The organism is Variovorax sp. GW821-FHT09B01, from assembly GCF_059418345.1.
In genome coordinates this window covers 129,357-147,436 of record NZ_JBWKPQ010000018.1, presented here as the reverse complement: position 1 = coordinate 147,436, position 18,080 = coordinate 129,357, and the positions used below count along the sequence as shown (strand labels likewise).

The following is an 18,080-nucleotide window of genomic DNA, read 5'->3' as shown; positions in this document are numbered from 1 at the left end:
GCGCACGCACTACACGATGCCGTGCAGGCACATGTCGCTCGCCTGGTCGGCCAGCGTCTCGAGGCTGAGGCGCCCGGTGGGCTGGTACCAGGTGTAGGTCCAGTTCAGCATGCCGTACATCAGCATCGCGTGCGTGGTCGCGGCCTGGCGGTCCTTGAACTTCTGCGCGTTGATCTCGCGCAGCAGCGCGCACAGGAAGCCCACCAGCTTCTGCTCGTTGGCATTCACCTGCGCGCGCACCTCCTCGGGCAGGTGGTAGACGTCCTCGATCAGCACGGTGTGGCGGTCGCGCTGCTCGTAGTAGTACTTGAGATGCGCGAGGAAGTAGTTGCGCAGCCGCGCGCGCGGATCGATGGGCGCCGACACCAGGTCCGAGGCGATCGCCACCAGCGCGCTCACGTGCTCGCCGAGCATCTCCGCGAGCATCGCTTCCTTCGAGGGGAAGTAGTGGTACATGCGCGACTTCGACGCATTGCAGGCGGCGCCGATGTCGATGATGTTGGTGTTGCGAAAGCCGTTCTTGGCGAAGAGGGACGCGGCCACGTCGAGGATCGTGGCCCGGATGTCGTCGAAGTTCTCGGATTTGGTTCTGGCCATGTCGGCATCGCCCGCAAAAGAAAAATGGTTCGTTCGAAACACCCGCGCCTCGCGCATGTTTCGTCCGCCCGCCCTGTACGCAGCCGGGCGAAACAGCGAAATTTATTCCGTCCGGACGGCCTACTCTAACCGAGGCCTCGCGACCTCGCGGCGGGGCCCCTTCCTGATCCTCCCGACTCACCCGCCCCACGGAGCCGCGCATGAATCCCGCTGTACGCCACGCCCTCGCCTCGCTCGTCGTCGCCATCGCCACCACCGCGCAGGCGCAGGATGCGCCCGTGCGCATCGGCATCGCCGCCCCGCTGACCGGTGGCATCGCCCATCTCGGCAAGGACATGGAGAACGGCGCGCGGCTCGCCATCGAGGACCTCAATGCGCAGGGCCTCGCGATCGGCGGCCGCCGGCTGCGCTTCGAAGCGGTGGTCGAGGACGACCGAGCCGATCCCGCCAGTGCCACCACCGTGGCGCAGAAGCTGGCCGATATGCAGGTCAACGGCGTCGTCGGCCATCTCAACTCGGGCACCACCATTCCCGCGGCCCGCGTCTACAACGACGCCGGCATCCCGCAGGTGGCACCGGCCGCGACCAATCCGCAGTACACGCGCGCCGGCTACAGGTTCGCCGCGCGGCTCATGGCCACCGACGTGCAGCAGGCCGACGGCATCGCGGGCTATGTCGCGCGCACGCTGAAGGCGAAGACCGCCGCCGTGATCGACGACCGCACCGCCTACGGCCAGGGCCTGGCCGACCAGGTGGTGGCCGACCTCGGCAAGGCGCAGGTGAAGGTGCTCAAGCGCGAGTTCGGCACCGACCGCGCGACCGACTTCTCGGCCATCCTCACCACCCTGCGCAGCCTCAAGCCCGACGTGATCGTCTACGCGGGCGCCGACGCGCAGGCCGCGCTGGTCAACCGGCAGATGAAGCAGCTCGGCCTGACCGCGACCTTCATCGCGGGCGACGGCGTGTGCACCGGTGAATGGAGCAAGCTCGCGGCCGGCGCCAACGAGGGCGCCTACTGCTCGCAGGCCGGCGCGCCACGCGAGGCCATGGCCGCCTTCGCGGCCTTCAACCACCGCTACAAGGCACGCTTCGGCGCCGACGTGATCGTGTTCGCGCCCTATGCCTACGACGCGGTGATGGTGCTGGTGGAAGCGATGAAGAAGGCCGGCTCCACCGATCCCGCCGTGTACGGACCGAAGCTCGCGGGCGTGACGCTCACCGGGCTGATCGGGCCGATCGCCTTCGATGCGCGCGGGGACAACCTGCGAGGGACGGTGACGATCTATCAGGTGCGTGGGGGGAAGCTGGTGGTGGCGCCGTAGTGCTCCCCGCCGGCTTTACAACAAAGACTCAGGCCTTGACGGTGCTCAGACGCAGCATCAAGGTCATCGGATGCAGTGGCGACTCGATGAACCCGTGGTGCGCATAGAACTGCTTCGCGCGCTCGTGCAGCGCGTGGACGAGCAAGGCGCGCACGCCGGTGTTCTGCGAAACCGCAATGGCACGCAGCACCGCGTCCTGCAACAGGGCTGCGCCGAGCTGGATGCCCTGGGCACGCAGGTCGACCGCCAACCTGGCCAGGACCAGCACGGGAATCGGGTCCGGCATGTTTCGACGGACACCGCTCGTGGCGTCCTGATGCGACACGGCACCAGCAGCCATCGCGTAGTAGCCATGAACCTGCCTGGCCGTATCGCACACCACGAAAGTGCGACTGGCACCCGTGGCCTGATTGGCCAGTGCCCGCTTGCGAAGCCAGTCGTCGAGACTGGCCTCCCCGCAAGCGAACTCGCTCAGAAGGTGGGCAAGTCCCAGCGGCTCCGGCGCACCGAGCGTCAGGCTCATGCCTTGGCGGCCTTCTTCCACGGAGCCTTCACGGCCATGAGCCGTTCGAGGCCTGGATTGGGCGCCAAGGGCGCGTCCAGCATCGCGTTGAATGTCTGGAAGCGCGTGGCATCCAGATTGAAGAACACCTGATCGAGGATCACTGCCTGCGCACGGTCGCAAGCAGCTTCGAGCATGAAATCGGAACGGTTCTTTCCCAGCAGCTCGGCCGCATGGTCGATCAGATCACGCTGCTCGGGCAAGGCCCTGAGGTTGATGGCTGCGTTGCGCATGGGGCCTCCTTGTCTACACGATTGATATACAAATCATAGCCGTGCGTGTAGCTGTTGTCAACACAGAGAGGTCGTACCCTCTGCGAGTCCTTGGACAGGCACCTACTTCGTGAACCCCTCGCGCTTGCGGATCTCGTCGAGATAGTTGTAGATCGAGAAGCGCGACATGTCGAGCGCCGCCGCCGCGCGACCCACGCTGCCCTTCACGATGAACAGGCCGCGCCGCAGCATCTCCTCGACGGCGTGCACCTTCTCCTCCTTGTTCATGAGCTGCACCGGCTTGCCGAAGGTGCGGATCGCCGAACGGATGATCTCGCCCATCAGCAGGTCCATGTCGGGCGATTCCTCGCGCGACTCGGGCGCCGCCGCGGGCGCGGGCGCGCCCTGGATCGCATGCTCGAGCCAGGCATGGGCGAGCTTGAACACGGTGAGGTCGGCGTTCATGCACAGCGCCGCGAACGGCGTGCCGTCGGCATCGCGGTAGATCACGGTGGCCGACTTCAGCGGCGTGCCGGTGCCGGTCAGCGTGGGATAGACATTGACCACCGAGTGGCCGCTGCCCGAGAGGTCGGTGGCGGCCGACCAGGCGGCGCCGAAGGCGCGGTCGTCCTTCGGGCCGCTGAGGATGGTGCTGCCGACCTTGCGGCCCGACACATGGCCGTTGGCGATCGCGATCACCGAGGCATCGGGCTGCGTCAGATCGTGCAGCACCAGTTCGGTGTTCGGCCCGAGCATGCGCCCCATCATCTCCACCACGGGCTTGAGCACCTCGACGATGCGCCGGCGCTCCTCGGCGATGGCCGGCGACACCGTCGTGGCCTTCGAGGGTTTGGCCGCGCGCGAGCGTGCACGCGAGGCCGGCGGCGGCTGCGCGGTCGAACGAGCGCTGGAGGTCTCGGCGGTCTTGCGGGTGGCTGGCATGGACGCGAAAGTCGAAGGAAGGTCGAAGGGGAGTGAAAGCCCTGATCCTTGATTTCAACAAACTGTTGAATACTTGATCTGGCGTTGATTCTGGCACATGTCTTGCAGGTCCGGCCGGCCCTGGGGTCCGCCCGAAACGACGCGGCAACTGTAGGGCAAGGTGCGCCCAGAAATTCAACATTTCGTTGATACATCAACAAGGAGTTCATATCATGCCGAGTTCGAACCATCCCGCCGCGACCGCGGCGCCCCTGCCGACGGACATATCCGCGCCGCCAGTCACCTCCCGCCGCCATTGGCTCAAGTCCCTCGGCGGCGCTTCCGTCGCGGGCGTGCTCGGCAGCCAGCTCGTCGCCTGCGGCGGTGGCTCGGGCTCGTCGGGCGGTTTCCTGCCCTTCGCATCGGCCGCGCCGCCGCCGGTCCCGCCGAGCGACACGCCCACATTGCCCGCCAAGGCGCTGTTCCCCGGCGTGGCCGACCGCGTGTACCTCAACGGCGCGGCCGACCACCCCTGGAACCAGTACGCCACCGACGCGCTGAGTTCCTACGCGCAGTCCAAGCTCTCGCTCGCGAGCGGCAGCGCGACCGCCACCGCGAAGTTCGCGGCGCTGATCAATGCCGATGCCGACGAGATCGCCTACGTGCCCAGCACCTCGATGGGCGAGTACCTCGTGACGCGCGCGCTCGGCCTGCCCGAATCGGGCGGCCGCGTGGTCACCGACGCGCTGCACTTCGTGGGCTCGTTCTACATGTACGAGCAGTACCGCCTGCGCGGCCTCGACGTGCTCACGGTGCCGATGGACGCCAACCACCGCATCGCGCTGGCCGACCTCGACAAGGCCATCTCGCCGGGCACCAGGCTGGTGGCGATCTCGCACGTGTCGCTCTACAACGGCTTCACGCACGACCTCAAGGCCGTGTGTGATCTCGCGCACTCGCGCGGCGCGCTGGTCTACGTCGACCTGATCCAGTCGGCCGGCGCGGTGCCGGTGGACGTGAAGGCGGCCGGCGTCGACTTCGCGGGCTGCGGCACCTACAAGTGGCTGATGGGCGACTTCGGTTTCGCCTTCCTCTACGTGCGCAAGAGCCTGCTGCCCAAGCTGCAGCGGCCCTGGTACGGCTACCGCCAGACGCGCAACTTCGCGGCGCCGATCCTGCACGTTTATCCGCTCGACCCGCCCGGCAGCGTGCCCTACGAGAGCGTGCAGATCGATTCGGTGTCGGGCTATTTCAGCGGCTCGTTCCCGGCCTCCTCGGTCGAGGCGGCCTGCGCGGCGTCCATCGACTGGATACAGAGCGTGGGCGTCGACAGGGTCCAGGCCTGGCGCAAGCCGATGACCGATGCGCTGCAGGCCGGCCTGCGCGCCAAGGGCTTCCAGGTGGTGACGCCGCCCGACAGCAGCTCGCCGATCGTGACCTTCGCCTATGCCAATGCCGCGCAGCTCGCGAGCCGGCTCGCACCCGACAAGATCGAGATCACGCTGCGCGCCAACCATGCGCGCATCTCGCCGTCCGTCTACAACGACATGGACGACATCGCCAAATTCCTCGCCGCGATCGGAACGCCATGAAACGCCACACCCTCATCGGCGGCGCCGCGCTGGCCTGCCTCGTGCTCGCGACCAGCGCCTGCGGCGTCGCGCCGCGGCATCTCAACTCGGGCAAGGTGCTGCCCACCACCCTGCCCTTCTCCGAGGCCGTGCAGGTCGGCCGCACGCTCTACCTGTCGGGCCAGATCGGCAACCTGCCCGGCAGTCTCAAGCTGCCGCCGGGCGGCATCGGCCCCGAGTCGAAGCAGGTGATGGAGAACATCAAGACCACGCTCGAAGCGCATGGCCACACCATGGCCGACGTGGTGAAGTGCACCGCCATGCTGGCCGACATGAGCGAGTGGGGGGCGTTCAACGAGGTCTACAAGACCTACTTCGCCGAAGGCAGGTATCCGGCGCGCAGTGCCTTCGGTGCGACCGCGCTGGCTTTCAATGCGCGGATCGAGGTGGAGTGCATCGCGGCGAAGTAGCTCGTTTGCCTTCAGAGCCAAGGCAGCGATTCCACTGATGGGGGCATCCGGATATTTGTAGAAGTGCGCATCATCAAGAAAATGCGCACTTCCATTCCGGGGACTCTGCCATGCAAATCGTGAACGCCATCGACGTCGAGAGCCAACTCGGCGAGCTTCTCGACGATGTCGAAAAGGACGAAGGTGCCAGCGTTCTGATCGAAAGGGATCGCCGCCCCGCGGCGATGCTCTTGAGCGCTCAAGTCGCCGAGAAGGCCATCCTGGGAGCCTATGCTCACGGCGTACTGCCGCGCGCTGTCGCGATGCAGCTACTTGGTTTGGATTGGTATGGCGATCTTTTGCAACGAATGAATCTTCATGCCATAGAGCATCGGTCAGCCTCGGCCGAGGATGCGCGTGCCATGAAGCAAGCGGCGGATGATGCGCTGCGATTCCCGGGTGAAACGCATGGGCTTACCACTCCTCACTTGACCACCAAGCTCACGAAGAAAGGGAATCCCCGGATGAAGGGCTCGGGCAGCGGGTCTTAGGTACCCGCTCCTGCCCAGGAGCCCCTGGGGACTGCATCCCCTTCAATCCTCGACAAACGCCTCCTCGCGCTTCGCCTTCACCGAAGGCAGCAGCACCACCACCAGCAACAGCAGCGCCGCCGCGAGCAGCCCGGCCGACAGCGGCCGCGTGACGAACACGCTCCAGTCGCCGCGCGACAGCAGCAGCGCACGGCGCAGGTTCTCTTCCATCATCGGTCCGAGGATGAAGCCCAGCAGCAGCGGCGCGGGCTCGCACCGGAGCTTGAGGAACAGGTAGCCCACGATGCCGAAGATCGCGACCATCCACACGTCGAAGGTGTTGTTGTTCTCCGAGTACACGCCCACCGCGCAGAACAGCACGATCGAAGGGAACAGCCACTTGTAGGGAATGGTCAGCAGCTTGATCCAGATGCCGATCATCGGCAGGTTCAGCACGATCAGCATCAGGTTGCCGATCCACATCGAGGCGATCAGGCCCCAGAACAGTTCGGGGTTGCTGGTCATCACCTGCGGGCCGGGCTGGATGTTGTGGATCGTCATCGCGCCCACCATCAGCGCCATCACGGCGTTGGGCGGGATGCCCAGCGTCAGCAGCGGGATGAAGGAGGTCTGCGCGCCGGCGTTGTTGGCCGACTCGGGGCCCGCCACGCCGCGGATGTTGCCCTTGCCGAACGGCACTTCGCCGTTCTTGAGCTTGATCTTCTTCTCGATGGTGTAGGCCGCGAAGGCAGACAGCAGCGCGCCGCCGCCGGGCAGGATGCCCAGGGCCGAGCCGAGGGCGGTGCCGCGCAGCACCGCGGGCGTCATGCGGCGGAAGTCTTCCTTGGTGGGCCACAGGCCCTTGACCTTGGCGGTGAAGACCTCGCGCTCGTGCTCGGGCACCGCGAGGTTGGCGATGATCTCGCCGTAGCCGAACACGCCCATCGCGATGGCGATGAAGCCGATGCCGTCGGTCAGTTCGGGAATGTCGAAGCTGTAGCGCGCCACGCCCGAGTTCACGTCGGTGCCCACCAGGCCCAGTGCGAGGCCGAGCAGGATCATGGTGATGGCCTTGAGCAGCGAGCCCGAGGCCAGCACCACGGCACCGATCAGGCCCAGAATCATCAGCGAGAAGTACTCGGCCGGGCCGAACTTGAAGGCCAGCTCGGTCAGCGGCGGCGCGAAGGCGGCCAGGATCAGCGTGCCGACGCAACCGGCGAAGAAGGAACCGAGCCCCGCGGCCGCGAGCGCGGGCCCGGCCCTCCCCTTGCGCGCCATCTGGTAGCCATCGATCACTGTCACCACTGAGGATGACTCCCCTGGCAGGTTCACCAGGATGGCGGTGGTCGATCCACCGTACTGCGCGCCGTAGTAGATGCCGGCCAGCATGATGAGCGCCGACACTGGGGGCAGCGCGTAGGTCGCGGGCAGCAGCATTGCGATGGTCGCGACCGGGCCGATGCCCGGCAGCACGCCGATCAGGGTGCCCAGCAGGCAGCCGACGAAGGCGTAGACCAGGTTCTGCGCCGTGAAGGCGACGCCGAAGCCGATCGAGAGGTTGGTGATCAGGTCCATGGTTCTCTTGTCTTGTCTTTTCGTTCTTCTTGTAGCGAAATCAGCCGGCGATGAAGGTCGGCCAGACCTGGAACTGCAGCTTCAGCGCGACCACGAAGGCCAGGTAGCTGCCGAGCGCGAGCACGGTGGCCAGCAGGGTCACGCCCTTCCAGCCGAAGTTGTCGCCCGCGAGGCTGGCGATGAAGGTCAGCGCATAGATCGCGACGATCAGCCCCATCGACGGCAGGCCGATGCTCGGCAGCCCGCCGAGCAGCACGCCGAAGACCAGGTTGGCGCTGATGATGAACACCAGCGGCTTCCAGGCGATGCGCCCGATCGGCTCGCCGTCGTCGGTCTCCACCGACAGCGCCTTGAGCGTGATCAGCACGCCCATCAGGGCGATGAGGATGCCGACGATCAGCGGGAAGTAGCCCGGGCCCATGCGGGCGCCGGTGCCGACGTTGTAGTTCGTGGCGCCCCATGCGAAGGCCACGCCGAAGGCGCTGAAGAGCACGCCCGAGCAGAAGTCTCTCTGACTCTTGATTCTCACCGTTGATGTCTCCTGGGAATTGCCTGGGACCGCGGCGCGGCCCATGCGGCTGGCACGTGAAAGTGCGAGCCGCCGATCCTAGGAATTCGCGCCCGCGCTGTGCGTGAACACAACATTGCCGTTCGGCAATGTGGCGCGCCTCAGTCGCCGCCGCCGGGCAGGTCGATGCGCACGCGCAGCCCGGGCGCGGCATCCTCGAACGCGAGCTGCCCGCCATGCAGCGCGATCACCGCGCGCACGCTGGCCAGGCCCAGGCCGTGGCCCGGCGTGCTGCGGTCGAGTCGGTGGAAGCGCACGCCGATGCGCTCGCGCTCGGCAGCGGGGATGCCCGGGCCGTCGTCCTGCACGAAGAGCTGCGCGCGGCCGTTCACGGTCTGCGTGCCGATGCACACCACGGCACCGGTGCCGCAGTACTTGAGCGCGTTGTCGACCAGGTTGGCGACCGCGCCCGCGAGCAGGTCGCGGTCGCCGAGCGCCGTCGCTGCCTCGCACGGCATGCGCCGCAACACGATGCCCTGCACCTCGGCCACGGCCTCGTAGAGCTCGGCCACGTCGTCGGCGATCACGTGCAGCGCCACCGGCGCGAACTGCTGGCGCCGCGCGCCCGCCTCCACCTCGGCGATCTGCAGCAGCTTCTCGAACACCACCGCGAGCTCCTCGAGCTCGCGGATCGCGGTCGCCACGGCACCGCGCTGCGCATCGTCGGGCGGCAGGCCCAGCTCCACCGCGCGCAGCCGCACCAGCACGCGCGTGAGCGGCGTGCGCAGGTTGTGGGCGATGGTGTTGGAGACATGGCGCACGCCGTCCATCAGCGACTCGATGCGGTCGAGCATGGCGTTGATGTCCTGCTCGAGCAGCGCGAACTCGTCCTCCTCGCCCGAGGGCGCGACACGCTCCTGCAGCTCGCCGGCCGCGATGCGCGCGGCCGTGCGCCGCACCGCGCCCACGCTGCGCTCGAGCTCCTGCCGGAACACGAAGGTGCCGCCGATCAGCAGCAGCACCGCGACGATGCCGGCCGCGGCGCTGGCGCTCGCCACCAGCGACTCGATCGACTCCTGGTCGCGCAGGTCGTGCCCCACCACCAGCGTGGCACCATCGGGCAGCGGCCGCATCACGAGGTAGGCGATGGCACCCTGGCCGCCGCGCAGCACGCGCCGGTGCACGCCGTCGCCCGCGTCGGGCGCGCTCGAGGGCATCTGGTCGAGGTTGCCCGCGAGCTTGCGGCCCGCGCGGTCCACCAGCAGGTAGACCTCGTTGTCGGAATGCCGGTCGTCGGCCAGCAGATGCCCGATCTCGCCCGCCACGCCCTCGAGGCCACGCGCCTCGTGGCGCACCACCAGCTGTTGCACGCTGGCCGCCACCTGGCGCACCATGCGCTGCTGCAGCACGCCCACGGTCTGCATGTAGACGATCGCCAGCGAGGCCAGCATGGTGATCGCGACCAGCAGCCCGTAGTAGAAGGCCAGCCGGAAGCCGACCGAGCGCCAGAGCTGGCGCAGCGCCCGGATCATCGGCGCGTGGGCGCGGCGGCCGGCGCGGCTTCGGGTTCTGGCGGCGCCAGCCGGTAGCCCGCGCCGCGCACCGTCTGGATCAGGGTCGGCGCGCCGCCCGCGTCGAGCTTGCCGCGCAGCCGGCTCACCTGCACGTCGATGACGTTGGTCTGCGGATCGAACTGGTAGTCCCACACGGCCTCGAGCAGCATGGTGCGCGTGACCACCTGGCCCGGATGCATCATCAGGTAGGCCAGCAGGCGGAACTCGCGCGGCTGCAGCGCGATGGGACGGCCCGCGCGCTTCACCTGCCGGCTCGCGAGGTCGATGGACAGGTCGGCCACCTCGAGCGTGCGGATCTCGGGCCCGGTGCGCGAGCGCCGCACCAGCGCCTCGGCGCGCGCGGCCAGCTCCGAGAACGCGAAGGGCTTGGCCAGGTAGTCGTCGCCGCCGGCCTTGAGGCCGCGCACGCGCTCGTCGAGCGCGCTCAGCGCGCTGAGCACCAGCACCGGCGTCTTCTTGCCGAGCGCGCGCAGTGTCGAGAGGATCGACAGGCCGTCGACCTCGTTCGGCAGCATGCGGTCGAGGATCACGAGGTCCCAGGCTTCGCTGGTGGCGCGCGCCAGTGCATCGGTGCCGTCGCGGCTGATCACCGCCACGTGGCCGAGCGCGCGGAAGCCCTCGGCGATGTAGCGGGCGTTGTCGGCGTCGTCCTCGACGATGAGGCAACGCCACAGGGGAGTGGGATGGATCACGCCTGCAATTGTGCCGCCCGCTGCCGCCCGCGCTGGCGCTACAGGCTCGCGTCGGTGCGCGCGACGCGCACCACGCGGCCCTGCACCCCGTCCACCAGCAGGTAGAGGCCGCCATCGGGCCCCTGGCGGATGTCGCGGATGCGCTCGCCGAGCTCGGCGAACAGCGGCTCGCGTCGCACCACGCGCGGCGCGGCGTCCTCGCCCGCGAGCTCGATGCGCCACACGGCCTTGCCGGCCAGCGCGCCCACGAGCACGCTGCCCTTCCACTCGGGAAACTGGTCGCCGGTGTAGAGGATCAGGTTGCTCGGCGCGATCGCCGGCAGGCCCCAGTGCACGAGCGGCGGCGCGAGGCCGGCCTTGGCGGTGCCCCCGCCGATCGGTGCGCAGGTGTTGTACTCGCAGCCGAAGCTGACGAGGGGCCAGCCGTAGTTGCGGCCCTTGCGCACCACGTTGATCTCGTCGCCGCCCTGCGGTCCGTGCTCCGCCACCCAGAGCTGGCCCGTGCGCGGATGCACGAAGGCGCCCTGCGGATTGCGATGGCCGAGGCTCCAGATCTCGGGCCGCGCGCCCGCGCGCTGCGCGAAGGGGTTGTCGGCCGGAACGCCGCCATCGGTGCGGATGCGCACCGTCTTGCCCTGGTAGTAGCCCAGCGACTGCGCGCGCATGCGGTCCTCGGGCGCATAGCGGTCGCCGAGCGTGAGGAACAGGTGGCCGTCGCCCGAGACCGCGAGCCGCCCGCCGAGGTTCTCGCCGATCGCGATCTTCGGCGTCTGGCGGAACAGCACCTTGAGCTGCTCGACGCGCGCGCCGTCGTCGCTGAGCCGCGCCCGCGCGACCGCGATGCCATTGCGCCCGGCGCGGCTGCGGCGTCGATCGACCTCGGTGTAGCTCAGGTAGATGAGGCGGTTGGCCTCGAAGGCCGGATCGATCGTGACATCGAGCAGCCCGCCATGGCTGCGCCGGTCGACGGCCGGCAGGCCACGCACCGGTATCGAGACCTTGTCGCCCTGCGCGTCCACGATGCGCAACCGGCCCGCGCGTTCGGTCACCAGCAGGCGGCCGTCGGGCATGAACTCCATGCCCCAGGGCAGCTCGAGCCCGGCCGCATAGGTGCTGGTCTGGAAGGCGGTGGGCGCGGGCCCGCGCGCCGCGTCGGCGGCGTGCCCGAACAACAGGGCCGCGCACAGCAGGCCGGCCCGCAAGCAGGTCGACAGGGAGGGGCGGGGTGCGGTGTTCATGTCGAGCGGAACGGCGACCCCGTGACAGGGCCGCCATCGCTTCGGATCATAAAAACGATCGGGCGCACACGAACGCCGCGAACATTACCGTTTGTCCATGTTCGGCCGCTCGCTACTCGGCCGCGATCAATTTGTTGCACATCTCCACCAGCCGCGCCGCCGCGGGCGAGAGCGAATGGCCGCGGATCGTCACGATGGCGATGGTGCGGCTGAGCGCCGGGCCGATGATGCGCACCACCTTGAGCGGCGTGCGCCGCGGCAGCGCCACGCGCGGCAGCAGCGCGATGCCGAGCCCCGCCTCGGCCATCGCGACCAGCGTCGTGACCTGCATGAACTCGTAGTTGCTCTCGTGCGAAAGGCCGTTGGCCTTGAGCGCGTTGTCGACATGGTCGCGAAAGGCGGTCGAGCTCGACAGCTTGAGCAGCGGCAGCTTCGACAGTTCGCGCAGCGAGATGCTGGCGCGGCCGTTGTCCTGGTAGCCGCGCGGCAGCATCGCGCAGTAGTCGTCGACGAAGATCGGCGCGAACTCGAGCTCGCCCTTCTTCTCGGGCACCGGCCCGATCGCGAAGTCGACCTCGCGCCGGCGCACCGCCTCCAGCAGGTCCTGGTTGGCAAGCTCGCGCACGTGCACGCTGATGCCCGGGTACTTTTTCGCGAAGGCCGTGAGGATCGCCGGCAGCCGCGTGCTCGCGATCGTGGGCACGCAGGCGAAGGACAGGTGGCCCTGCTGCACGTCGGCCGCATGCTGGATGTGCGAGAGCCCGACCTCGAGCTCGGCCAGCGCCTTGCGCGCGCTGATCAGCAGCTGCTCGCCCTCCTGCGTCAGCGCCACCTTGCGCGTGGTGCGCTGGAACAGCGCCACGCCGAGCTGCTCCTCGAGCTGCTTGACCTGCATGCTGACCGCGGGCAGCGAGCGGTTGGTCTCCTCGGCCGCCTTGCGGAAGCTCTCGTTCTGCGCCACCGAGAGGAAGGTGCCGATCAGCTTGAAGTTGATGTTCATGGGGCGATCCTGCGTCATTCCAAAAGTCTGAACAATGCCTAAGATTATTTGAGTTGTTGTGGTGCGAGGTCAAACCTAGCATTCGAGCCATCCCAATGACTCCGACGAGTCGCGAGAGAGGCAAGATCCGATGACCGCACCCCAGATGACGCTCGTGGCCTTCCTGCAGGCGCAGAACTGCTCGAACCTGGTCGCCTCGTGGCGCCACCCCGACACCGAGCTCGGCTATGGCACGCCGGCCTATTACCAGAACATCGCCCGCACGCTGGAGCGCGGCAAGTTCCAGATGGCCTTCTTCGACGACCGGCTCGCGATGCCCGACCGCTATGGCGACGACCACCGCGACACGGTCGAGCACGGCGTGCGCGCGGTCAAGCTCGATCCGATCTCGGTGGTCACGGCCATGGGCCTGGCCACCGAGCGCCTGGGCCTGGGCGCGACCTACTCCACCACCTACTACGAGCCCTTCCACGTGGCGCGCGTGTTCGCCACGCTCGACCTGCTGACGCAGGGCCGCGTGGCCTGGAACGTGGTGACCTCGCTCAACAACTCGGAGGCCGCGAACTTCGGCGCGCAGGAGCACCTCGCGCACGACCTGCGCTACGAGCGCGCCGACGAGTTCCTGGAAGTGGTGCTCGGCCACTGGGACACCTGGCAGGAAGGCGCCGTGCTGCACGACAAGGCGAACGGCCGCTTCGCCGACGCTTCCAAGGTGCGCCGCCTCGACCACAGCGGCAAGTGGTTCAAGTCGCGCGGACCGTTCACCGTGCCGCGCTCGGCGCAGGGCCATCCGGTGCTGATCCAGGCCGGCCAGAGCGGGCGCGGCAGCGAGTTCGCGGCGCGCTGGGGCGAGCTGGTGTTCGTGATCTATCCGAACATCGACGTGGCGCGCAGGTCGTATGCCGACTTCAAGCGCAAGGTCGCGGCGCACGGCCGCGATCCGGCGCAGGTCAAGGTGGCGCCCGCGGTCTACGTGGTCGCGGCCGAGAGCCGCGCCGAGGCCGAGGACAAGAAGGCCGCGATCGATGCGCTCGTGAAACCGGTCGACGGCCTCGCGCTGCTGTCGGAAGTGCTGAACTTCGACTTCGCGACCAAGCGGCCCGACGAGCCCTTCACCGACGAGGAGCTGGGCTCGATCACCGGCCTGCGCGCCATCCTCGACCGCGTGATCGCGCAGAGCGGCCTGGCGCGGCCGACGCTCGCGGACTTCCTGCGCTTCAGCGGCCGCGGCACCACCGACGAGCTCGCCACCTTCGTCGGCAGCAAGACCGACGTCGCCGACCAGATGGAGCAGTGGTTCCGCACCGGCGCCTGCGACGGCTTCGTGCTCGCCGCCACCAGCATGCCCGGCAGTTACGAGGACTTCGTGCGGCTGGTGGTGCCCGAGCTGCAGCGCCGCGGCGTCTTCCACCACGACTACGAAGGCCCCACCTTGCGCGACAACCTCGGCCTGGCGCGCCCGGCGGCGGGCGACTGGAAACATCTCTACCGCTGACACGAGGAGCATCCCATGGAAGCCAGCGCCTACAAGCAACTCATGAAGCATCACGCGGGTGCGCCGGTGGTCATCGCCACCGGCCGGCCCGGCGAGCGCACCGGGCTCACCGCCACGGCCTTCTGCTCGCTGTCGGATTCGCCGCCCACCGTGCTGATCTGCGTCAACCGCGGCGCGAGCGCGCACCCGGTGATCGAGCGCACGCGCGCTTTCTCGGTGAATCTGCTGCGCGACGGCCAGGCCGACATCGCCGCGCGCTTCGCGGGCATGACCGGGCTGAAGGGCGAGCAGCGCTTCGAGGGCGGCGACTGGACCGTGCAGCAGACCGGCGCGCCGGTGATGGCCGATGCGCTCGCCAGCCTCGACTGCGAGCTGCTTCAGGCGCACGACCACGGCACGCACTCGGTCTTCATCGGCCTGGTGCGCGAGGTGCACAGCGATGGCGGCGCCGACCCGCTGATCTATTTCCGCGGCAGCTTCAGCGCGCTGCGCGAGCGCGCTACAGCGGCCTGCGCGGCCTGACCGCACCCGGAAACCCGCCCGGCGACCCGCCGGGAAATCCGACGACAAGAACAGGAGACAGCCATGAAGAGAAGAACCCTGCTGCAGGCAGGCGCTGCGGCCGCCTGGCCGCTGGTGCACGCGGGCGGCGCGCGCGCCGAGGCCGGCTACCCGAGCAAGCCGGTGCGCATCCTTGTGCCCTACACCACGGGCCAATCGGCCGACCTGTTCGGCCGCATGGTCGCGATCGAACTCGGCAAGCTGTGGCCGCAGCAGGTGTTCATCGACAACAAGGGCGGCGGCGCCAGCATCCCCGGCATGCTCGCGGGCCGCAATGCCGCGCCCGACGGCTACACGCTCACGGTCGGCGGCAGCGGGCCGATGGCGATCAACCCCGGGCTCTACGGCAAGAAGCTGCCCTACGACCCGCTGGCCGATTTCATTCCGGTGCACGGCCTGTTCCTCTCGCCGCTGGTGGTGCTCGCCAATCCCTCGGCCGGCATCGACTCGTTCAGGCAGCTGGTCGAGTCCGCGAAGCGCAAGCCCGGCGCCGAGAAGTGGGGCGTGGCCGGCCTGGGCACCTCGCCGCACCTCGCGGGCGAACTGATCAAGGCCAAGGCGCAGATCGACGTGGTGGCCGTGCCCTACCGCGGCAGCGGCGTGATGCTCAGCGACCTGCTGGGCGGACAGGTCACGCTGGGCGTGGACACGGTCTCGGCCGCCATCTCCTATGTGCGCAGCGGGCAGCTCAAGGCGCTCGCCGTCACCTCGACCAGGCGCGTGCCGCAGCTGCCCGAGGTGCCGACCGTGGCCGAGAGCGGCTTCCCGGGCGTCGAGGCCGTGGGCTGGGCCGGCTTCCTGCTGCCGCTGCACACGCCGCCGGCCGTGGTCGCGGCCGCCGAACAGGGCATCCACCGCGTGATGTCCGACCCCGCGATCCAGGAGGCCATGACGCAGCGCGGCGCGCTGCCCGACCTGCGCGGCGGCGGTGCCTTCGGCGCCTTCGTCAAGGCCGAGGTCCCGAAGTGGACCGAGCTGATCGTCGCCAACGGCATCAAGGTCGACCAGTAGGCCGACCGCATCCCCACACCCTTTCATCCGCCACAGGAGCCTTCGTGTCCGCCACCCTCACCCCGCCGCGCCGCCAGCGCCTCCAACGTTCCGAACTCGCGGTGCCCGCCACCTCGGAGCGCTTCTTCGCCAAGGCCTGCGCGAGCGATGCCGACGTCGTCTTCCTCGACCTCGAGGACGCGGTGGCCGACGCCTTCAAGGACCAGGCCCGGCGCCAGGCCGTCGAAGCCCTCAACGTGCTCGACTGGGGCCGCAAGAGCATGGCCGTGCGCATCAACGGCCTCGACACGCCCTGGGCGTTGCGCGACCTGGTCGACATCGTGAGCGAGTGCCCTCGGCTGGACATGGTGCTGCTGCCCAAGGCCGGCACCGCCTTCGACGTGCAGTTCGTGGCGCAGGTGCTGACGGCCATCGAGCGCGAGAAGGGGCGCGACAAGCGCGTGGGCATCGAGGTGCTGATCGAGACCTCGCAGGGCGTCGCGCATGCCGAGGAGATCGCCGCCTCGTCCGACCGGCTGGAGGCGATGATCTTCGGCGTCGGCGACTACACGGTCGACATGCGCACCAACGATTTCGTGTTCGGCACGCCGAGCGAGCGCTATGCGGTGCTCACCGCCCCCGACGCGCAGGGCCTGCGCCACCGGCACTGGAACGACCAGTGGCATTTCGCGCTCGCGCGCATCGCCAATGCCTGCCGCGCCTACGGCGTGCGCGCCATCGACGGCCCCTTCACCGACTTCGGCGATTCCGAGGGCTACCGCGCCTCGGCCACGCGCTCGGCGGCGCTGGGCTTCGAGGGCAAGTGGGCCATCCATCCCTCGCAGGTGGCGATCGCCAACGAGGTCTACTCGCCCTCGGCCGAACAACTGGCCTGGGCCGACAAGGTGCTCGCCACGCTCGAAGCGGCCGCCGCGCAGGGCAACGGGGCCATCGGCGAGAAGGGCGTGCTGATCGACCTGGCCCATGCCAAGCTCGCGCGCTCGCTGCAGCAGCGCCAGGCCACGATCGACCGGCACACGGGCGGCAACGCCGATCGGCGCTGAGATGGCTGAGACCTCCACCGCCCCGCTGGCCGGCGTGCGCGTGCTCGACATCGCGACCTTCGTGGCCGCGCCCTTCAGCGGCACCATCCTCGCGGACTTCGGCGCCGACGTGATCAAGATCGAGCAGCCCGAGGGCGGCGATCCGCTGCGCAAGTTCGGCACGCCCACCGAATGCGGCGACACCCTGGTGTGGCTCAGCGAGGCGCGCAACAAGCGCTTCGTGACGCTGGACCTGCGCGTGCCCGAGGGCCGCGAACTGTTCCTCCGGCTGGTGGCGCAGTCCGACGCGGTGCTCGAGAACTTCCGCCCCGGCACCATGGAGCGCTGGGGCCTGGACTTCGAGACCTTGCGCCAAGCCAATCCGCGCATCGTGCTGCTGCGCGTGAGCGCCTATGGCCAGACCGGCCCCTACCGCGAGAAGCCCGGCTTCGCGCGCGTGGCGCACGGCTTCGGCGGGCTCTCGCACCTCGCGGGCATGAGCGACGGGCCGCCCGTGGTGCCGGGCTCGACCTCGCTGGCCGACTACATCTCGGGCCTGTGGGGCGCGCTCGGCGTGCTGCTGGCGCTGCGCGTCGCCGACCAGACCGGCGAGGGCCAGGTGATCGACGTGTCGCTCTACGAATCGATCTTCCGGCTGCTCGACGAACTGGTGCCGGCCTACGGCAAGTTCGGCGAGGTGCGGCAGCGGCTCGGCGCCGACGTGCCGCACGTGGTGCCGCATGGCCACTGGCAGACGGCCGAGGGCAAGTGGGTGGCGCTGGCCTGTTCGAGCGACAAGATCTTCGAGCGACTGGCTCACCTGATGGAGCGGCCCGACCTGGTCGCGCCCGACCGCTTCGCGACCAATGCGCAGCGGCTCGCGGGCCGTGCCGAGATCAATGCCGCCATCGCGGGCTGGATCGGCCGGCTCGAACTGGCCAAAGTGGTGGCGCGCTGCGACGCGGCCGGCGTGCCCTGCGGGCCGATCATGGCGATCGACGACATCTTCGCCGACCCACAGTACGCGGCGCGCGGCAACCTGCAGCGGGTGCAGGACCCGCGCGTGGGCGAGCTCGTGGTGCCGGCCGCCGTGCCGCGGATGTCGAGGACGCCGCCGCTGCTGCGCCACCTGGGCGGCGCGCTCGGCGCGCACACGCAGGAGGTGCTGAGCGAGCTGCTGGGCCTCGATGCCGAGGCGCTGGCGCGGCTGCGTGCCGCGCATGCGCTGTGACCCGATCTC

General features: G+C 69.0%; 19 protein-coding genes. 9 read left to right on the top strand and 10 right to left on the bottom strand.

The window, feature by feature from the left end; translation table 11 throughout:
• Nucleotides 1–9 precede the first annotated feature (9 nt).
• A complete protein-coding gene (locus AC07RV_RS34085; RefSeq protein ID WP_093352991.1) occupies nt 10–597 on the bottom strand; it encodes a TetR/AcrR family transcriptional regulator in 588 nt (195 codons plus the stop codon).
• 200 nt (nt 598–797) lie between these two features.
• Between AC07RV_RS34085 and AC07RV_RS34080 the strand changes: the two genes are divergently transcribed.
• The gene (locus AC07RV_RS34080; RefSeq protein WP_296779509.1) at nt 798–1,919 is read left to right on the top strand and encodes a branched-chain amino acid ABC transporter substrate-binding protein; all 1,122 of its coding nucleotides are present in this window, start codon (nt 798–800) and stop codon (nt 1,917–1,919) included.
• Nucleotides 1,920–1,947: 28 nt separating this feature from the next.
• On the opposite strand, the gene AC07RV_RS34075 is transcribed toward AC07RV_RS34080, so the two are convergent.
• From AC07RV_RS34075 to AC07RV_RS34065, 3 genes are all read right to left on the bottom strand, one after another.
• Nucleotides 1,948–2,442: a GNAT family N-acetyltransferase gene (locus tag AC07RV_RS34075; RefSeq protein WP_296779507.1), complete on the bottom strand. Its 495-nt coding sequence runs from the start codon at nt 2,440–2,442 to the stop codon at nt 1,948–1,950.
• Complete coding sequence (locus AC07RV_RS34070; protein ID WP_296779504.1) at nt 2,439–2,714, bottom strand: type II toxin-antitoxin system TacA family antitoxin; 276 nt, start codon at nt 2,712–2,714, stop codon at nt 2,439–2,441. Before AC07RV_RS34070 ends, AC07RV_RS34075 begins: the two co-directional genes overlap by 4 nt.
• A gap of 102 nt (nt 2,715–2,816) precedes the next feature.
• Nucleotides 2,817–3,635, bottom strand: a complete 819-nt coding sequence (locus tag AC07RV_RS34065) for a helix-turn-helix transcriptional regulator (protein ID WP_296779502.1) — start codon at nt 3,633–3,635, stop codon at nt 2,817–2,819.
• A 212-nt stretch (nt 3,636–3,847) separates the two neighbouring features.
• Here AC07RV_RS34065 and AC07RV_RS34060 point away from each other — a divergent pair, with 212 nt between their 5' ends.
• The 3 genes from AC07RV_RS34060 (at nt 3,848) to AC07RV_RS34050 (ending at nt 6,185) form a co-directional block, all read left to right on the top strand.
• Nucleotides 3,848–5,206 carry an aminotransferase class V-fold PLP-dependent enzyme gene (locus tag AC07RV_RS34060; protein WP_296779499.1) on the top strand — a complete coding sequence of 453 codons (1,359 nt, stop codon included), beginning with the start codon at nt 3,848–3,850 and terminating at the stop codon, nt 5,204–5,206.
• Nucleotides 5,203–5,655 (top strand): RidA family protein, encoded by a 453-nt coding sequence (locus tag AC07RV_RS34055; protein ID WP_296779496.1) that lies wholly within the window; start codon nt 5,203–5,205, stop codon nt 5,653–5,655. The genes AC07RV_RS34060 and AC07RV_RS34055 overlap by 4 nt, the downstream gene beginning before the upstream one ends.
• Nucleotides 5,656–5,765: 110 nt before the next feature.
• Entirely contained in the window at nt 5,766–6,185 is a 420-nt protein-coding gene (locus AC07RV_RS34050) for a type II toxin-antitoxin system Phd/YefM family antitoxin (protein ID WP_143129317.1), read from the top strand.
• Between the two features lie 42 nt (nt 6,186–6,227).
• Here AC07RV_RS34050 and AC07RV_RS34045 read toward each other — a convergent pair whose 3' ends face one another.
• From AC07RV_RS34045 to AC07RV_RS34020, 6 genes are all read right to left on the bottom strand, one after another.
• Nucleotides 6,228–7,739 carry a tripartite tricarboxylate transporter permease gene (locus AC07RV_RS34045; RefSeq protein WP_203207895.1) on the bottom strand — a complete coding sequence of 504 codons (1,512 nt, stop codon included), beginning with the start codon at nt 7,737–7,739 and terminating at the stop codon, nt 6,228–6,230.
• Nucleotides 7,740–7,779: 40 nt separating this feature from the next.
• Complete coding sequence (locus AC07RV_RS34040) at nt 7,780–8,268, bottom strand: tripartite tricarboxylate transporter TctB family protein (protein ID WP_093352976.1); 489 nt, start codon at nt 8,266–8,268, stop codon at nt 7,780–7,782.
• A 140-nt stretch (nt 8,269–8,408) separates the two neighbouring features.
• Entirely contained in the window at nt 8,409–9,779 is a 1,371-nt protein-coding gene (locus AC07RV_RS34035) for a sensor histidine kinase (protein WP_296779490.1), read from the bottom strand.
• Nucleotides 9,776–10,495 carry a response regulator transcription factor gene (locus AC07RV_RS34030; protein ID WP_296779611.1) on the bottom strand — a complete coding sequence of 240 codons (720 nt, stop codon included), beginning with the start codon at nt 10,493–10,495 and terminating at the stop codon, nt 9,776–9,778. The genes AC07RV_RS34035 and AC07RV_RS34030 overlap by 4 nt, the downstream gene beginning before the upstream one ends.
• A gap of 56 nt (nt 10,496–10,551) precedes the next feature.
• Complete coding sequence (locus tag AC07RV_RS34025) at nt 10,552–11,751, bottom strand: PQQ-dependent sugar dehydrogenase (RefSeq protein ID WP_296779488.1); 1,200 nt, start codon at nt 11,749–11,751, stop codon at nt 10,552–10,554.
• 112 nt (nt 11,752–11,863) lie between these two features.
• Nucleotides 11,864–12,751 (bottom strand): LysR family transcriptional regulator, encoded by an 888-nt coding sequence (locus tag AC07RV_RS34020; RefSeq protein ID WP_093352969.1) that lies wholly within the window; start codon nt 12,749–12,751, stop codon nt 11,864–11,866.
• A 130-nt stretch (nt 12,752–12,881) separates the two neighbouring features.
• Here AC07RV_RS34020 and AC07RV_RS34015 point away from each other — a divergent pair, with 130 nt between their 5' ends.
• The 5 genes from AC07RV_RS34015 (at nt 12,882) to AC07RV_RS33995 (ending at nt 18,071) form a co-directional block, all read left to right on the top strand.
• Entirely contained in the window at nt 12,882–14,246 is a 1,365-nt protein-coding gene (locus AC07RV_RS34015) for an LLM class flavin-dependent oxidoreductase (protein ID WP_296779484.1), read from the top strand.
• Nucleotides 14,247–14,261: 15 nt separating this feature from the next.
• Nucleotides 14,262–14,768 carry a flavin reductase family protein gene (locus AC07RV_RS34010; RefSeq protein ID WP_093352964.1) on the top strand — a complete coding sequence of 169 codons (507 nt, stop codon included), beginning with the start codon at nt 14,262–14,264 and terminating at the stop codon, nt 14,766–14,768.
• A 63-nt stretch (nt 14,769–14,831) separates the two neighbouring features.
• Nucleotides 14,832–15,818, top strand: a complete 987-nt coding sequence (locus AC07RV_RS34005; RefSeq protein ID WP_296779483.1) for a Bug family tripartite tricarboxylate transporter substrate binding protein — start codon at nt 14,832–14,834, stop codon at nt 15,816–15,818.
• Nucleotides 15,819–15,862: 44 nt separating this feature from the next.
• Nucleotides 15,863–16,861 (top strand): HpcH/HpaI aldolase/citrate lyase family protein, encoded by a 999-nt coding sequence (locus AC07RV_RS34000; protein WP_296779481.1) that lies wholly within the window; start codon nt 15,863–15,865, stop codon nt 16,859–16,861.
• A gap of 1 nt (nt 16,862) precedes the next feature.
• Complete coding sequence (locus AC07RV_RS33995; protein ID WP_296779479.1) at nt 16,863–18,071, top strand: CaiB/BaiF CoA transferase family protein; 1,209 nt, start codon at nt 16,863–16,865, stop codon at nt 18,069–18,071.
• Nucleotides 18,072–18,080 lie beyond the last annotated feature (9 nt).

What these genes read in the sequence shown, in the direction of transcription:
- AC07RV_RS34085 (WP_093352991.1), bottom strand. Translation starts at nt 597, where the DNA reads ATGGCCAGAACCAAATCCGAGAACTTCGACGACATCCGGGCCACGATC.
- AC07RV_RS34080 (WP_296779509.1), top strand. Translation starts at nt 798, where the DNA reads ATGAATCCCGCTGTACGCCACGCCCTCGCCTCGCTCGTCGTCGCCATC.
- AC07RV_RS34075 (WP_296779507.1), bottom strand. Translation starts at nt 2,442, where the DNA reads ATGAGCCTGACGCTCGGTGCGCCGGAGCCGCTGGGACTTGCCCACCTT.
- AC07RV_RS34070 (WP_296779504.1), bottom strand. Translation starts at nt 2,714, where the DNA reads ATGCGCAACGCAGCCATCAACCTCAGGGCCTTGCCCGAGCAGCGTGAT.
- AC07RV_RS34065 (WP_296779502.1), bottom strand. Translation starts at nt 3,635, where the DNA reads ATGCCAGCCACCCGCAAGACCGCCGAGACCTCCAGCGCTCGTTCGACC.
- AC07RV_RS34060 (WP_296779499.1), top strand. Translation starts at nt 3,848, where the DNA reads ATGCCGAGTTCGAACCATCCCGCCGCGACCGCGGCGCCCCTGCCGACG.
- AC07RV_RS34055 (WP_296779496.1), top strand. Translation starts at nt 5,203, where the DNA reads ATGAAACGCCACACCCTCATCGGCGGCGCCGCGCTGGCCTGCCTCGTG.
- AC07RV_RS34050 (WP_143129317.1), top strand. Translation starts at nt 5,766, where the DNA reads ATGCAAATCGTGAACGCCATCGACGTCGAGAGCCAACTCGGCGAGCTT.
- AC07RV_RS34045 (WP_203207895.1), bottom strand. Translation starts at nt 7,739, where the DNA reads ATGGACCTGATCACCAACCTCTCGATCGGCTTCGGCGTCGCCTTCACG.
- AC07RV_RS34035 (WP_296779490.1), bottom strand. Translation starts at nt 9,779, where the DNA reads ATGATCCGGGCGCTGCGCCAGCTCTGGCGCTCGGTCGGCTTCCGGCTG.
- AC07RV_RS34025 (WP_296779488.1), bottom strand. Translation starts at nt 11,751, where the DNA reads ATGAACACCGCACCCCGCCCCTCCCTGTCGACCTGCTTGCGGGCCGGC.
- AC07RV_RS34020 (WP_093352969.1), bottom strand. Translation starts at nt 12,751, where the DNA reads ATGAACATCAACTTCAAGCTGATCGGCACCTTCCTCTCGGTGGCGCAG.
- AC07RV_RS34015 (WP_296779484.1), top strand. Translation starts at nt 12,882, where the DNA reads ATGACCGCACCCCAGATGACGCTCGTGGCCTTCCTGCAGGCGCAGAAC.
- AC07RV_RS34010 (WP_093352964.1), top strand. Translation starts at nt 14,262, where the DNA reads ATGGAAGCCAGCGCCTACAAGCAACTCATGAAGCATCACGCGGGTGCG.
- AC07RV_RS34005 (WP_296779483.1), top strand. Translation starts at nt 14,832, where the DNA reads ATGAAGAGAAGAACCCTGCTGCAGGCAGGCGCTGCGGCCGCCTGGCCG.
- AC07RV_RS33995 (WP_296779479.1), top strand. Translation starts at nt 16,863, where the DNA reads ATGGCTGAGACCTCCACCGCCCCGCTGGCCGGCGTGCGCGTGCTCGAC.